Genomic DNA, 14,959 nt, shown 5'->3' with positions numbered 1-14,959 from the left:
TCCTCACACTTTGATATTGGTCAGTATCCGCATCACGAGCAGGTTCGCGCTCAGAAAGATGCCGACGACGAAACAGGCGGGAATGAACCAGGGATGGTCGATCACCGGGTCATAGTATCCGGGATCCTTGAGCAGCATCCCGACCAGGCAAAACAGCGGAAAGCCCGACAGGAACTTGCCCGACCATTTCGCCTCGGCAGTGATCGCCTTGACCTTGCGGAACAGGCGGAACCGGGAGCGGATCACCTTGGCCAGCCCGGCCAGGACTTCGGCAAGGTTGCCGCCCGACTGCTGCTGGATGGTCACGGCCACGGCCAGGAACCGCATGTCCTGCATGTCCAGCCGCTCGGCCATTTCCTTGAGGGCCTCCGCAATGTCGCGGCCATAGGCCGCCTCGTCGGCGATGATGCCGAACTCGGTCGCCAAGGGATCCTCGACCTCTTGCGCCACGATCTGGACCGCCGACGTGAACGGGTGCCCCACGCGCAGGCTGCGGACCATCAGTTCGATGGCATCGGGAAGCTGCTCCTCGATCAGCGCCATGCGCTTGTTGGCCTTGTGGTTGATCCAGAGGTATACCGCGCCGATGCCGATCCCCACCGAGGTGACGGCGCGAACCACGGGCGCGGTCTCGGTGCCGATGGTCAACCCGACATAGGCCAGTACGGCCAGCCCGCCCATGATCATGATCAACTGGCGCGGGGTAAAGGCGATGGCGGCCTTCTGTGCCCGTTCCGAGATCAGCGAGTAGAGCGGGATCGACTTGGTCTTCATGTGCTGGCGCATTTCCTTGCGCAGCTGTTCCAGAACCTGTTCGCGTCCGGCCCCCTTGTCCAGCATGTCCAGCCGGCGGTTGACCTTGCTGTTCAGGCTGATCGACTTGCCGAAGGACACCAGGTAGATGCCCTCGACCAGCGCCAGAACCCCGACGAAGATAAAAACATAGATGATCGCTTCCATACCGAATTGCATCACGACATCTCCATCGTTGTGGGTTCATAGATCGTGGCGGGCAGGTCATAGCCCCACATCTTGAACCGTTCCGAGAAATTGCTGCGCACGCCGGTTGCGGTGAAATGGCCGATGATCTTGTTGTTCGGGCCAAGGCCGACACGCTGAAAGCGGAAGATTTCCTGCATCGAGATCACGTCGCCCTCCATGCCGGTCACCTCGGTGATCGAGGTCATGCGGCGCGAGCCGTCCTGCAGACGGCTGGCCTGCACGATCAGGTTGACGGCGCTGGCGATCTGGCTGCGCAGAGCCTTGATCGGCATTTCGATCCCGGCCATCGCCACCATGTTCTCCAATCGACTGACCCCGTCGCGGGCCGAGTTGGCGTGGATCGTGGTCATCGACCCGTCGTGACCGGTGTTCATGGCCTGCAACATGTCGATCACCTCTTCGCCGCGGGTCTCGCCGACGATGATGCGGTCCGGCCGCATCCGCAGCGCGTTCTTGAGGCAGTCGCGCGGGGTGACCTCACCCTTGCCCTCGACGTTGGGCGGGCGGCTTTCCATCCGGCCCACATGGACCTGCTGAAGCTGCAGTTCCGCCGTGTCCTCGATGGTAAGGATCCGTTCGGAGTTGTCGATGAAGCTGGACAGCGCGTTCAGCGTCGTGGTCTTGCCCGAACCGGTACCGCCCGAGACGATGATGTTCAGGCGGGTGGCCACCGCGGCCTGGAGATAGGCGGCCATTTCCTCGGTAAAGGCGCCGAAATTCACCAGTTCGTCGATGCTCAGCTTGTCCTTCTTGAATTTCCGGATCGAGACCAGCGAGCCGTCGACCGCGACCGGCGGGACCATCGCGTTGAAACGCGATCCGTCGGCCAGCCGGGCGTCGACATAGGGGTTGGATTCATCCACCCGCCGGCCCACGGCCGAGACGATCTTGTCGATGATCCGCAGCAGGTGCCGTTCGTCCTTAAAAGTGACGTCGCTGAGCTGCAGCTTGCCGTCGCGTTCGACGAACACCTGGTGCGGGCCGTTGACCAGGATGTCGCTGACCGTATCGTCCTGCAGCAGCGTCTCCAGCGGGCCAAGGCCGGTGACCTCGTCGTAGAGTTCCTTGATCAGGGTCTTGCGGTCCTCGCGGTTGAGCACGATGCTCTTTTCCTCGAGGATCTCGGTGGCGATGGCCCCGATCTCGGCGCGCAGGTCGGCCTCGGTGGCGCGTTCGAGCGCCGACAGGTTGAGATTGTCGAGCAGCGCGCGGTGCAGTTCGAGCTTGATGTCGCCCAACCGTTCCTTGCGCTTGCGGTCGCGGTCCTCGGGGGCCGCCTTGGCGTTGGCCGCCGGCATCGGCTTGCGCAGCCGCAGCTTTTGCGTCGGCGCTTCCTCGGCCTTGGGGGGCGGCGCTTTCTTCTGGGTCACGTTCACCCGGGCAGCGCCGGCTGCGGCGGCTTCTTTCTTGAACTTGGAAAACATCGTTACTGCCCTCTTGTCATGTTCAGGCCGCTTCGGCCTCGTCCTGGCCAAGGTCGTGGATCGACTGGGCCAGTTTGGCGACTTCACGCCGCAATGGGTTCTTGCCGCAGGACGAGGCCAGCGGTTGGCCATGGTCGCAGGCCTGGGTGACCTGCTTGCCGCCATCGGGAAGTTGCAGGTCGATCGAGATGCCCAGAGATTCGCTCATGCGGCGCACCCGGCTCTTGCCCGACAGGTCGGTGAACTTCGGGGCCCGGTTCAGTGCGAAGCGCATCTTTTCGAACGGCAGGTCCTCGGATTGCAGGGCGCGTTTCAGGCGCAGCGTGTTCTGGGCCGAGCGCATGTCGAGCTCGACTACGGCGAAATAGACATGAGCCGCCTGCAGCGTGGTTTCGGCCCATTGCACGATGGTTTTCGGCATGTCGATCACGACATAGTCGAAATGCTTGCGTGCCATATCAATGAGGCGCTGCACGTCATCGGGGGAGATCAGGTCCAGCGGAACCATGTCGGTGGGCGCGGTCAGCACGTGCAGCTTTTCCTCGAAGGTCTGCAAGGCCTGGCCGAAAATGTCGTCGTCCATGTTCTCGGTGTCCGACAGCACGTCGAACACGATCTCGCGGCGCGGCAGGTCCAGATAGGTCGCGACCGAGCCATATTGCAGATCGAGGTCGATCAGGCAGACGCCCGGCGCCTCTTTGTTGTTCGAGTTGGCCAGTTCCCATGCAAGGTTCACCGCCAGGGTGGTGGCGCCGGTGCCGCCGGCCAGGCCGTGCACCACGATCACCGCGCCCTCTTTCTCGGAGCCGCTGGACAATTGCGTGGTCGCCGGGACCGGCACCGCCGCCGCGGGGGGCGTCTTGATCCGGTCGATGGCCTCTTGCAGTTCGCCCTCGGGCAGCGGGTAGGGCACGAATTCGTCGGCGCCCGTGCGCAGCAGCTGGTGCAGCGAAGCGGGCGTGACATCCTCGGCGATCAGGATCACGTCGATGCCGCGGGACTTGGCCTGGCTGATGATCTCGTCCAGCAGGACAAGGTTGTCCTCGTCATCGCGGTCGATGGCCAGCGCGACGAACTCCAGCGAGTCGGCCTCGGGTTGCCCGAAGAACGCCAGTGCCTCGGCAAATCCCAGGTCGCCCCAGTTCTCGCCCAGGGCGGTTTCCATGTCCTCGATCAGAAGGTCGAAATTCTGGACGTCCCGACTGATCGTACAGGCGACGATCGGTGCGAATTCCGTTTGCTGCACAGCGCTGCCCATTGCCTTTATCCTTTGTCCGGTCATCGCCGGACCCTTGGCTCGGGCACCCTTTGAGGGATGACCCGTGGTCCGGCGTGCGACTCATTGCGATCGCACGTTTCTCATTAGGGACAATGTCGTTGACAATCTGGGCGAGATTTGGGCCAAAAAACTCCAATTGTAGGGAACCGGGCGACGGTTCCCGCGCAATGGGCTTATTGTTATTCGGAAAGCGACGTCAGGTTGTCGGACAACGCGGTTGGCGGTACCGCGCTGTTGACGTATTCGCGGTAGATCACCTGGGCATATTTCCCATCCATGACAGAGGGATGCCGCTTGAGAAAGCCCGAAACCTCGGTCACGGTGCGGCGGTTGCGCCGCTCCCGGCCCTGGGTGACAATCAGCGGCTGGCGCTCGCCATAGGAGACGACCGCCTCGAGGCGGCGGCGGTTGATGCCGCGCGACACGAGATAGGCCACGGCCGCGTTGGCGCGACGTTGGCCGAGACGGCGGTTATAGGAGTCGGAGCCGACGGCATCGGTATGGCCGTAGACGCGGAATCGCACCTCGGGGAACTGGCGGATCCAATCGGCCTGCCGGCTCAGCGCGGCGCGCGCTGCGGCGTCCAGATGGGCGCTGTCGAAGGCAAAGGTGATGGTGCTGGGGACCTCTTCGGCAAAGCGGTTGGCCAGGCTGACGATGTAGCTCTTCTCGCCGTTCATGATCATGGTGTTGTTCAGAGTGGCGTTGCCGAACTGGCCGGTATCGACCTGGGCCCCGGCCTCGCGCAGGAAACTGTTGGGGACCGGCCCCCAAGTCTGGGCGCAGGCCCCCAGTGCCAACGTCAGTCCAAGACCTGCGATCCACTTATTCATGCCGGCTCTCTCCCGCTCAGTCCATCACATAGCCATAGGAACCGCTGAAATCCTGCTTGGCAACCTCGCCGGCAGCACCACGCGGCATCCGCTCGGTCGAGCCTGTGCGTCCGAACAGGAACAGGTCGCTTTCGGTCGGTGGTTTAACCCGGTCGGTGGGCAGGGCCAGCGCCTCGCCGCGCGTCGGGGTGACCAGATGCGCGGTGACGATGATCACCAGCTCGGTCTGGTTGCGTTCGTAGTCGGCGCTGCGAAACAGCGAGCCCAGCACCGGAACGTCCCCGAGCCAGGGGATCTGCGAGGCGCTGTCGAGGAAATTGTCCTGGATCAGGCCGGCGATGGCAAAGCTTTCGCCGTCACGCATCTCGACCGTGGTCGTTGTTTCCCGACGCGAGAACGAGCCGATCTCGAACCCGTTGACGTTGACGGTGTTGGAACTGTCGACGGATGAAACCGCGGCCTTGAGCTCAAGGTTGATCAGGTCGCCATCGGCCACCCGCGGCACAAACCCCAGCTCGATGCCGAAAGGTTTGAATTCAATGGTATAAACCCCGTCGGTCTGCGCCACGGGGACCGGGTATTCGCCGCCGGCGAGGAAGGTCGCCTCTTGACCCGAAAGGGCTGAGAGGTTGGGTTCGGCCAGCGTGCGTACGACGCCTTTCTGCTCCAGCGCCTCAAGCAGCAGGTTGACCTGGAAGGCGCCCGCGTTGAAGCCGAAAACGACGGCCCCGGCGTTGTCGTTCGAGGCGGGAATGTTGCCCGACAGCGAATTGGTCAGCGAGGTCTGGTTGTTCAGCGTACCGGTGCCGCCGGTCGCCCCGAAATTGGTGCCGCCGCTGACGCCAAGCGAGGAACTGAGCGACTTAGACACGTTGCGCTGCATCTCGGCAAAGCGGACCTTCAGCATCACCTGCTGGACGCCGCCCACACTCATCAGGTTCGAAACCCGTTCCGGTGCATAGCGTTCGGCCAGGTCCAAGGCCCGCTGCAGTTTCTGCGGGCTCGATGCGGTTCCGGACAGCACGATGCCGTCATTGGCGGTGCGCACCTCGATCTTTTCACCGGGCAGGATCTGGCGCAGCCGTTCCTTGAACTCGGTAACATCGGCCGCGACCTTGACATCGACGTTGGTGATCAGCCGACCGGTGGCATCGAGCAGGGTCAGGGTGGTCATCCCCGGCGATTTGCCCAGCACATATATGGTGCGGTCCGACAAGGAAGAGATATCGGCAATGCCGGGATTGGCGATGCTCAATTCCGCAAAGGGCTCTTCGCTTTCGACCACCACCGCGCGGTTCATCGGCACGTTCAGGATCGTGGCCGTGCCCTTCTTGACGACGCGCAGCCCTTCGGCCTGAACTGGTGTGGTCACGGGCGATGTCATGCCCAGCGCCAGTCCGAGCAGGGCCGCCTTCATCCAATGGTTCATTGCCATGTGACCTGCCTCTCCGATCACGCCTCGTTTCCGGGTCTTGTTGCCCGGCCTTATTATTCAACTTGAGGCATAAGCGATTTTTTTGCAAGATTCAATGATTTCGACGTGTCTTCTTATGTGGATAACCGGTCACACGCAAAAGGCGGCCCGAAACAGGGCCGCCTTTCAAGTTGGGGTGAACCGGAAATCAGTTGGTGCAGGGGATCTGGATTTCGACCACTTCCGAGCCGCGGCGGGTGCGAATGGTGCAGACCTCGGGCTGCTTGGCCTCCACGGTCTCCACCTCTTCCCCAAGCCCCAGCAGGGCACGCTGATCGACCTCGATCGGGTCGACGATGGTGTCATCCTCGACCCCCACCAGCGCCAGCGCCAGCCGGCCGGAGGTCTGCGCCTGGGCCAGCGCGGCGACCTGTTCGGGGCGCACCGACACGGTGACTGTGCGGGCGATGGTTGCGCCGTCGACGTCCTCGCTTGCGGTCTGGTCTACCGCGATCAGCTGTACGCCGGATTCGATCAGGCGGGTCACCTCGCCGCGGGCGCCCTTCACGGCGTCGCTGATCGAGCCGGTCCAATACACGTCAACCCGGTCGCCCGGCCGCAGGAAGCCGGACACCCCCGAAGAGACGTCGACCCGGATCGCAAAGGCCCGCATGCCGCGTTCCAGTTGCGAGGTCAGTCCGGCACCCTGTCCCGGCTTGGTAACCTTGACGGCGAGGATCGCCTCGTCCTTTTCCATCGCGCGCAAAACCACGCGGGTCTTGGCGGGATCGTCCGAGACCAGATCCTCGAGGTTGGTGAAGGCGCCCTCGGGGATCGCGTTCAGCGGCCAGCGTACCTTGCGCACGCTGTCCTTTTTCAGTTGCTCGCCATAGCGCAGGGGGCCGGTGGCGACATAGACATCGGTCGTCGGGACGACGGCCTCTCGCGCGGATCGTTCCTGTGCCAGGGCCTGTTGATAGTCGCTGATGTAGTTCTTGGCCATGTAGACAGCGCCACCCGCCAGGGCGACCCCGATGACCAGTACGAGTCCGAAAACTGCACGCATGACAGTACCTTTCACCAATGGCGCGATCCGGCTGAGGCCGGTCCGGCGCGTTGTCGTCTGATTGCATTCTAGTCAGGGAATGTGGCGAAATAGGGGAGGTTGCGGGGCCGATGCGGGGAATCTGGCGCGCGCGCCGAAGCTCACCAGCCGAAGTCCAGCGCCAGGATCGCCGCAGCGATCTTGGCGCCCAAGTCATCCACGGAAAGCAGCATGGGCGCAACCGCCAGACCGCCCGAAACCACGACGACCGCAACCAGCATTACCCAGTCGACAGTGACCGCGCCCTCTTCATCCCTGGCGAAGGAGCGGACCATGTTTCTCACCAAGTTATGCATTATAGTCTCCGTGATGGTGGTCGCTCCAGCATGAGGCCGGATCTCAATATCTCTGAAAGAAAACCGATCAATGCGGCATCAATTTGTCGCGGAGGAGGCAAAGCTGATCCTCAGCCGGTTTGGCCGAACACCGCCTTGAGCGGGAAAAGGAAAAATGCCGCGCCTCACAGGAGGCGCGACACCGACGATCTCGCGATCGTCAAATGATATTATTTGCTGCCTTCGGCGAGACCGGTGGTGCCCGGCGTCGACGCCGAGATGAATGTCGCGGTGTCTTCGGTCAGCGAGTTCGTGCCGCCCGAGATCGCGGTGTATGCGGCGCCGGCCAGGGCAACAACAGCTGCGGTCAGCACGACCCAGTCAACGGTCACGGCGCCAGCTTCACTCTCGCGGAATTTCTTGAAAAGTTTGATCATGGTTTGGTCCCTCCAAAGGATCACTAGGTTTTATTCGTTAACCCCGCCGTCCGTTGGAACCTGCTCTCTCATCGGCTCCGTCCGTCGTGGTGTGATGCCATATAGCCAAGCGGTCGTGGCAGGAATTGGGCCAAATCACGAATTTTTCAAAGCAACCGTCCTTGATCTTTTGGCTTTCCGCTCATGGTGTTGAAATCTCGCAAAGATTCAGGGCAACCCCGACCTGGAAAAATATCCGGCCAGATGCAAACCGGTGCAAAAACCGCCAAAAATGACGGAAATATGGCGGAAATTCTGGTCCTGGAGGCCTTTTTGACCCAGAGTCGCGAAAAAACGACAGGCCGGGCAAGGGGCGAGCAGATGCAGTTCAGAGATATCGGCGCGGCGGCGCTCGTACTGGCATGGGCCGTTGCGCAGGCCGCGGCCGAGGCGACCACGCCCTATTCCGATTTCCAGGCCAAGCGGATCAAGGCGCCCCCTCCGGGCAGCGCGCCCCGGATCACGGTGCAGATCGACCCCGAGGAACAGGCCGCGCGTCTGGCCGCCGCGCCGCCCCCGGCCGAGACTGGCCCCGCTGCCGATGCCGCCGCTGATCCCAATGCTGCGCCGACGTCACCGGGGCGGTACGACTGGTTTTGGGAGAACATCTCGCCGGACCTGGCCCAGGCCAGCCCGTCCCGCCTGCAGGGGGCCCTGCAATTGCTCAGTGGCGCACAGAAGGTGGCCGCGCCGCGCCTTCAGGCCCTGCAGGAGATCGCCCGCGCCCGCGGCCTCCCGATCCTCAAGGCGACCGTGGGCACGCGGGTGTCCCCGGCGCTGGTGCTGGCGGTGATCGCGGTGGAATCGGGGGGCAGGCCCGACGCGGTCAGCGGCGCCGGTGCTCAGGGATTGATGCAACTGATGCCCGATACCGCCACGCGGTTCGGCGTCACCGACAGCCTCGCGCCCGACGACAACATCGCGGGCGGGGTGAAATACCTCGACTGGTTGATGGAGAAGTTCGGGAACGACCCGATCCTGGTGCTCGCCGGCTACAACGCGGGTGCAGGGGCGGTGCGCGACCACGCCGGGGTGCCGCCCTATGCCGAGACCCGCGATTACGTGCCCAAGGTGCTGGCGGCGTTCCAGGTGGCGCGCGGGCTGTGTTTGACGCCGCCTGAGCTGATCTCGGACGGCTGCGTTTTCGCGGCGATGAACTAGTTTCGCCCCGGCACCAGGCCGGGGCGGGTCGTCACACGATGGTGGCCTCGGTCGCGGCAACCATCTCTTCGCGGGTCACGCCGGGGGCCAGCTCGACGATGTGCAGGCCCTTGTGGTCCACGTCCAGCACGCCGAGGTTGGTGATGATCCGGTCGACCACGCCCTTGCCGGTCAGCGGCAGCGTGCATTCCTTGAGGATCTTCGACTCACCGTGCTTGTTGGTGTGGTCCATCACCACGATCACGCGGCCGACCCCGGCCACGAGGTCCATGGCGCCGCCCATGCCCTTGACCAGCTTGCCGGGGATCATCCAGTTGGCCAGGTCGCCGTTCTCGCTGACCTCCATCGCGCCCAGGATCGCGGCGGCGATCTTGCCGCCCCGGATCATCCCGAACGAGGTGGCGCTGTCGAAATAGGCGGTGCGGCGCAGCTCGGTGATGGTCTGCTTGCCGGCGTTGATCAGATCGGGATCCTCTTCCCCCTCAAAGGGAAACGGACCCATGCCCAGCATACCGTTTTCCGATTGCAGCGTGATGTCCTTGTCGCCGACATAGTTCGCCACCAGCGTCGGGATCCCGATGCCGAGGTTCACGTACATGCCGTCTTCCAGCTCCTGCGCGGCGCGCTCGGCCATTTGATTACGGTCCCAGGGCATGATCAAGCCTCCTCACGCTTGCGGGTGGTGCGCTGTTCGATGCGCTTTTCGTGCTCGCCCTGCACGATGCGATGCACGTAGACGCCGGGCAGGTGGATGGTGTCGGGGTCCAGCTCGCCGGGTTCGACGATTTCTTCGACCTCGACGATGCAGACCTTGCCGCACATCGCCGCCGGCGGGTTGAAGTTGCGCGCGGTCTTGCGGAACACCAGGTTGCCGGTGGTGTCGGCCTTCCATGCCTTGACGATCGAGAGATCGGCAAAGATGCCCTTCTCCATGATATAGGTCTCGCCGTCGAAGTCCTTGTGCTCCTTGCCCTCGGCGATCACGGTGCCCACGCCGGTCTTGGTGTAGAACCCCGGGATGCCGCAGCCGCCGGCGCGCATGCGCTCGGCCAGGGTGCCCTGCGGGTTGAATTCCAGCTCCAGCTCTCCGCTCAGGTACTGGCGCATGAATTCCGCGTTCTCGCCCACGTAGGAGGACATCATCTTCTTGACCTGGCGGGTCTGCAGCAGAACGCCCAGACCGAAATCATCGACGCCCGCGTTGTTGGAGGCGACGGTCAGATCCTTGGTGCCGGCATCGCGGATCGCCGCGATCAGCAATTCCGGAATGCCGCAAAGGCCGAAGCCCCCCGCGGCGATCAGCATGCCGTCGAACAGAACGCCGTCCAGCGCGTCGGCGGCGGTGGGGTATATCTTATTCATGGATCACTCCCTAAAACCCAGGTTGCGGCAATCACTGCCGGGCAGGGGGGCAAGAGTCAATGTTGCGCCCCGGCCACGCCTCCCTGCGGCTGCGTGTATCCCGGCTGACCCTCTTCGGCCAATACGTAGAAATACGGGGGCGCATATCACGAAAGGGTGGGGGATGCCGTTTGCACGGCCTTGTGATGCCATAATTTGGTGGTTCGATCCAGCCCGGCGGACGTGCCACGAGACTGACGACGATACAGGACGGACCCACCATGACCGGCACCTACACGGAGTTCCTTGCCGCACTGCGGATGCGCGAATCCTCGGGCGACTACACGGCGGTGAATACGCTGGGCTATCTCGGCGCCTACCAGTTCGGCGAGGCGGCGCTGGTCGATCTCGGCTTGGTTGTCCGCGACTCCAACCCCTATGACAACCGGTTTGACGCCGGGTTCACGGGCAAGCTGGGCATCACCTCGGCCGCCGATTTCCTCGCCACGCCCGGGGCACAGGACGCCGCCGCCGGCGAATGGATGCAGCTCTTGTGGCGCTATATCGGGGCGGTGGAGGTCGACGCGGCGCTCGGCCACGTGATCGGCGGAATCCACCTGACCGCGAGCGGCCTGCTGGCCGGGGCGCACCTGCTGGGCGCCGGCGGGCTGCGCGATTGGGTCGAGACGGGCGGCAGTGATGGACGCACCGACGCCTATGGCACCGGTATCGGTGACTACCTCGAGTTGTTCGGCGGCTACAATATCCCCTTTGTCGCCTCGGCCACCCTGACGGGCGACGACCGGCTGTCCGGCAGCGATGGCGACGACCGGATCGTCGCACTGACCGGCGCGGATGTGGTCAAGGGCCGGGCGGGCGACGACACGCTGCTTGGCGGCGCCGGGCGCGACCGGCTCAAGGGCAACGCCGGGGACGACACCCTCCGGGGCGGACCCGGGCGCGACATCCTGAAGAGCGGGCGCGATGACGACAGGTTGTTCGGCGGGGCCCACCGCGACCGGCTGGACGGTCAGGCCGGCGACGACAGGCTGACCGGCGGGGGCGGGGCCGACAGGTTCATCTTCCGCGACTCCGGCGGCCAGGACACCATCACCGATTTCACAGATGATCTCGACGTGATCGTGTTCCGCGATCTGGGCGACAGCGCCGATATCCTCGACCATGCCACCCAACGGGGCGCGGACGTGCTGTTCGACTTCGGCGGGGGCGATACGCTCACGGTTCTGGACACCACCATCGACGCGTTGAGCGACGATATCCTCGCCTGAGCCGCGCCATCGGGCGCCCGAACGAAACAGACGCGCCGCCGTGGCGACGCGCCCATTGATGTCGGATCGCCGGCGGCGTGCCCTAGTCCTCGGCCTCCGCCTTTTTCGTCGTGGCCTTTTTCGCCGAGGTCTTCTTGGCGGCCGGTTTCTTCTTCGGCGCGGCCTTTTTCTTGGCGGCTGTCTTGCGCGCCGGCTTTTTCTTGGCCGCCTTCTCGGCGATCAGGGCCACCGCCTGGTCCATGGTCAGATCCGCCGGCTCGGTCTCTTTCGGCAGGGTGGCGTTAATCTTGCCCCATTTGACATAGGGCCCGTAACGGCCGTCCATCACGTTCACCGGGCCGCCCTCGGTGGGGTGTTCGCCCAGCTCCTTGAGCGGTTTGGCCGCCGCGCCGCGCCCGCCGCGCGCCGCCTTCTTGGCCAGTTCGTCCACGGCACGGTTGATGCCGATGGTGAAGACGTCCTCGACGTCCTTGAGGTTGGCATAGACCTTGCCGTGCTTGACGTAGGGACCATAACGGCCGATCGCCGCCTCGATCATCTCGCCATCCTCGGGGTGCGCCCCGACCTCGCGCGGCAGGTTCAGCAGCATCAGCGCCTTTTCCAGGTCGACCTGGTCCAGCTCCCAGCCCTTGGGGATCGAGGCACGCGGCGGTTTCGGCACCTCCTCGGTGGCCTCGCCCCGCTGCACATAGGGGCCGAAGCGGCCCTTGCGCAGGCTGATCGCATCGTCGTTGTCATAGCCCAGCAGCTTGCCGTCCGGGCCGATCTCGTCGGTCTCCATGCCCGGCGGGCCGAACGGACGGGTATAGCGGCACTCGGGATAGTTCGAACAGCCGATGAACGCCCCGCCCGAGCGTGCGGTGCGCATGCTCAGTCGGCCTTTGCCGCAATTGGGGCAAAGCCGCGGGTCGCTGCCATCCTCCTTGGGCGGGAAAAGGTGCGGCTCCAGCACCTCGTTGATCTTTTCCAGCACCTCGGTGATGCGCAGTTCCGAGGTCTCGGCGATGGCGGCCGAGAAATCGCGCCAGAACTTCGCCAGCACCTCCTTGTAATCGGCCTCGCCGGCACTGACATGGTCCAGCTCGTTCTCGAGCTCGGCGGTAAAGTCATAGCCGACGTACTTGCGGAAGTAGTTTTGCAGAAAGGCGATCACCAACCGCCCCTTGTCCTCGGGAATCAGCCGGTTCTTTTCCTTGCGGACATAGCCCCGGTCCTGGATCGTGGTGACGATGCTGGCATAGGTCGAGGGCCGCCCGATGCCCAGCTCTTCCATCTTCTTGACCAGCGTCGCCTCGGTATAGCGCGGCGGCGGCTGGGTGAAATGCTGTTCCGGGCTGATCGTGCGCTTCTCGGCGGGTTCGCCCTGCATGATCTGCGGCAGGCGCTTGTCGTCCTCGTCGGTGACGTCGTCGCGCCCCTCTTCATAGACCCGCATGAAACCGTCGAACAACATCACCTGCCCGGTCGCGCGCAGCCCGACCTGGCCGTCGGCGCTGGCGATCTCGACGGTGGTCCGCTCCAGCCGGGCCGCCTCCATCTGGCTGGCCAGCGTCCGTTTCCAGATCAGGTCGTAAAGCTTGCGCTGGTCCGCATCCGTCACCTTCAGCGCCTCGGCGTCACGGGTCATGTCGGTGGGGCGGATACATTCGTGCGCTTCCTGCGCGTTCTTGGCCTTGTTCTTGTAGATGCGCGGGCTGCCGGGCACGTATTCGGCGCCGTAGCGGTCCTTGATCGCGTCGCGCGCGGCGGTCACAGCCTCGGGCGCCATGTCGATGCCGTCGGTCCGCATGTAGGTGATGTAACCCGCCTCGTAGAGCCGCTGCGCCGTGCTCATGGTCTGGCGCGCGCCCATGCCGAACTTGCGGCTGGCCTCCTGCTGCAGGGTCGAGGTCATGAACGGCGGTGAGGGGTTGCGGTTGGCCGGCTTGGCCTCGACGCTGGCCACGCTCAGGTCGCGGCTGGTGATCGCCTGCACCGCCAGTTCCGCCTGGGTGGCGTTGGCGATATCGTATTTGTCGAGCTTCTTGCCCGCCAGAAGGGTCAGCCGGGCCTCGAACTCCTGCCCGCGCGGGGTCGAGAGCACCGCCTTGACCGACCAGTATTCGCGCGGGTTGAACGCCTCGATCTCCATCTCGCGCTCGACGATCAGCCGCAGGCAGACCGATTGCACCCGGCCCGCCGACTTGGCGCCGGGCAGCTTGCGCCACAGCACCGGGGACAGGTTGAACCCGACGAGGTAATCCAGCGCGCGGCGCGCCAGATAGGCTTCGACCAGCGGCGCATCGACATCGCGCGGATGTTTCATCGCCTCGGTCACCGCGTCCTTGGTGATGGCGTTGAAGGTGACCCGCGACACCGCCGTGTCCTTCTTGATCGACTTGCGCTTGGTCAGGGCCTCCTGCAAATGCCAGCTGATCGCCTCGCCCTCGCGGTCGGGGTCGGTCGCGAGGATCAACGCGTTGTCCTCTTTCAGCGCGTCGGCGATCGCCTTGACGTGCTTGCGGCTGTCGGTGGCGATCTCCCATTTCATGTCGAAATCATGCTCGGGATCGACCGATCCGTCCTTGGGCGGCAGGTCACGCACGTGCCCATATGACGCCAAAACGGTGTAGTCGGGGCCGAGGTATTTGTTGATCGTTTTTGCTTTGGCTGGGGATTCGACAACAACTACGGGCATTTAGCGGAAAACCTCTCGCGACAATATTGGCGCTTTCTATGGCGGGCCACCATGTGGGGCGCAAGGGCAGATTGTCAATCCGCGCCGTTTCGGCACACAATACCCTTGGTGGACCGATGCGGTTTGCGCCGGTTGAGGGAAGGGTCGGACAATGCTGCGTGTCGCGATCATGGTCGTTTTCCTGCTGGCCGGGCCGGTCCCGGCCCTGGCGCAGGGCTGGTATGAGCCGCAGCGGGGCACCGACCTGCGCGCGGCGCTGATGGACGCGCTGCGCCCGCACGCGGTCTGGCTTCTGGGGGCGCCGGTCGAATTCGTCGTCCACGACCTGCGGGTCAGCGGTAATCTGGGGTTTGCCTCGGTCTCGCCGCAGCGCCCGGGCGGCGGCGAGATATCGCTCTGGCAGACGCCCGGCTATGCCCGGGGAGAGATCGACCCGCAGGGCATGGAGGGCGGCACCACGATGCAGGCGCTCTATGTCCGATCAGGCCGAACCTGGGTCGCGGTGCATTGGGCGATGGGCGCGTCGGATGTCTGGTACGCCTATGGCCCGATCTGCACGGTCTGGCGCCCGGTGATCCCCGAGGCCTGCCGGGGGATGTAACCGGCGCCGCGCCTTCTTCTGCCCCCCCGAATCTGTGCTCGAATCGATGTCCGAATCGGTCCACGGGGAACAATGTGCCCGG

The 14,959-nt window shown here is 64.2% G+C and carries 14 protein-coding genes; 3 read left to right on the top strand and 11 right to left on the bottom strand.

Annotation, left to right across the window (positions count from 1 at the left end; all coding sequences use genetic code 11):
• Positions 1–3: 3 nt before the first annotated feature.
• The 8 genes from ABWV23_RS06000 to ABWV23_RS05965 form a co-directional block, all read right to left on the bottom strand.
• The gene (locus tag ABWV23_RS06000; RefSeq protein WP_353345969.1) at positions 4–972 is read right to left on the bottom strand and encodes a type II secretion system F family protein; all 969 of its coding nucleotides are present in this window, start codon (positions 970–972) and stop codon (positions 4–6) included.
• Positions 972–2,426, bottom strand: a complete 1,455-nt coding sequence (locus ABWV23_RS05995; protein WP_353345968.1) for a TadA family conjugal transfer-associated ATPase — start codon at positions 2,424–2,426, stop codon at positions 972–974. Before ABWV23_RS05995 ends, ABWV23_RS06000 begins: the two co-directional genes overlap by 1 nt.
• 22 nt (positions 2,427–2,448) lie before the next feature.
• Positions 2,449–3,684 (bottom strand): CpaE/TadZ family protein, encoded by a 1,236-nt coding sequence (locus ABWV23_RS05990; RefSeq protein WP_353345967.1) that lies wholly within the window; start codon positions 3,682–3,684, stop codon positions 2,449–2,451.
• A gap of 200 nt (positions 3,685–3,884) precedes the next feature.
• Positions 3,885–4,538 (bottom strand): OmpA family protein, encoded by a 654-nt coding sequence (locus tag ABWV23_RS05985; RefSeq protein WP_353345966.1) that lies wholly within the window; start codon positions 4,536–4,538, stop codon positions 3,885–3,887.
• A gap of 16 nt (positions 4,539–4,554) precedes the next feature.
• Positions 4,555–5,973: a type II and III secretion system protein family protein gene (locus ABWV23_RS05980; RefSeq protein ID WP_353345964.1), complete on the bottom strand. Its 1,419-nt coding sequence runs from the start codon at positions 5,971–5,973 to the stop codon at positions 4,555–4,557.
• Between the two features lie 187 nt (positions 5,974–6,160).
• On the bottom strand, positions 6,161–7,018 hold the full coding sequence (gene cpaB / locus ABWV23_RS05975) for a Flp pilus assembly protein CpaB (RefSeq protein WP_353345962.1): 858 nt from the start codon (positions 7,016–7,018) through the stop codon (positions 6,161–6,163).
• A 140-nt stretch (positions 7,019–7,158) separates the two neighbouring features.
• Positions 7,159–7,353 carry a pilus assembly protein gene (locus ABWV23_RS05970; protein ID WP_353345960.1) on the bottom strand — a complete coding sequence of 65 codons (195 nt, stop codon included), beginning with the start codon at positions 7,351–7,353 and terminating at the stop codon, positions 7,159–7,161.
• Positions 7,354–7,562: 209 nt separating this feature from the next.
• On the bottom strand, positions 7,563–7,769 hold the full coding sequence (locus ABWV23_RS05965) for a hypothetical protein (protein ID WP_353345958.1): 207 nt from the start codon (positions 7,767–7,769) through the stop codon (positions 7,563–7,565).
• A gap of 360 nt (positions 7,770–8,129) precedes the next feature.
• Here ABWV23_RS05965 and ABWV23_RS05960 point away from each other — a divergent pair, with 360 nt between their 5' ends.
• Positions 8,130–8,969 carry a lytic transglycosylase domain-containing protein gene (locus ABWV23_RS05960; protein ID WP_353345956.1) on the top strand — a complete coding sequence of 280 codons (840 nt, stop codon included), beginning with the start codon at positions 8,130–8,132 and terminating at the stop codon, positions 8,967–8,969.
• Positions 8,970–9,000: 31 nt separating this feature from the next.
• Here ABWV23_RS05960 and ABWV23_RS05955 read toward each other — a convergent pair whose 3' ends face one another.
• Together ABWV23_RS05955 and ABWV23_RS05950 are read right to left on the bottom strand one after the other, a co-directional pair.
• On the bottom strand, positions 9,001–9,624 hold the full coding sequence (locus ABWV23_RS05955) for a CoA transferase subunit B (protein ID WP_353345954.1): 624 nt from the start codon (positions 9,622–9,624) through the stop codon (positions 9,001–9,003).
• A 2-nt stretch (positions 9,625–9,626) separates the two neighbouring features.
• A complete protein-coding gene (locus ABWV23_RS05950; protein WP_353345952.1) occupies positions 9,627–10,331 on the bottom strand; it encodes a CoA transferase subunit A in 705 nt (234 codons plus the stop codon).
• Between the two features lie 260 nt (positions 10,332–10,591).
• Here ABWV23_RS05950 and ABWV23_RS05945 point away from each other — a divergent pair, with 260 nt between their 5' ends.
• A complete protein-coding gene (locus tag ABWV23_RS05945; protein WP_353345950.1) occupies positions 10,592–11,599 on the top strand; it encodes a calcium-binding protein in 1,008 nt (335 codons plus the stop codon).
• Positions 11,600–11,681: 82 nt separating this feature from the next.
• Here the strand turns inward: ABWV23_RS05945 and topA are convergent, their stop codons facing one another.
• A complete protein-coding gene (gene topA, locus ABWV23_RS05940; protein WP_353345948.1) occupies positions 11,682–14,276 on the bottom strand; it encodes a type I DNA topoisomerase in 2,595 nt (864 codons plus the stop codon).
• Positions 14,277–14,427: 151 nt separating this feature from the next.
• Between topA and ABWV23_RS05935 the strand changes: the two genes are divergently transcribed.
• On the top strand, positions 14,428–14,877 hold the full coding sequence (locus ABWV23_RS05935; RefSeq protein WP_353345946.1) for a hypothetical protein: 450 nt from the start codon (positions 14,428–14,430) through the stop codon (positions 14,875–14,877).
• Positions 14,878–14,959 lie beyond the last annotated feature (82 nt).

Origin of the sequence: Aquicoccus sp. SU-CL01552 (assembly GCF_040365005.1) — a bacterium.
In the GTDB taxonomy this organism is placed as follows: Bacteria; Pseudomonadota; Alphaproteobacteria; order Rhodobacterales; family Rhodobacteraceae; genus Antarcticimicrobium.
The sequence above is the reverse complement of the archived record's forward strand: the minus strand, read 5'-3'. Positions and strand labels throughout refer to the sequence as shown.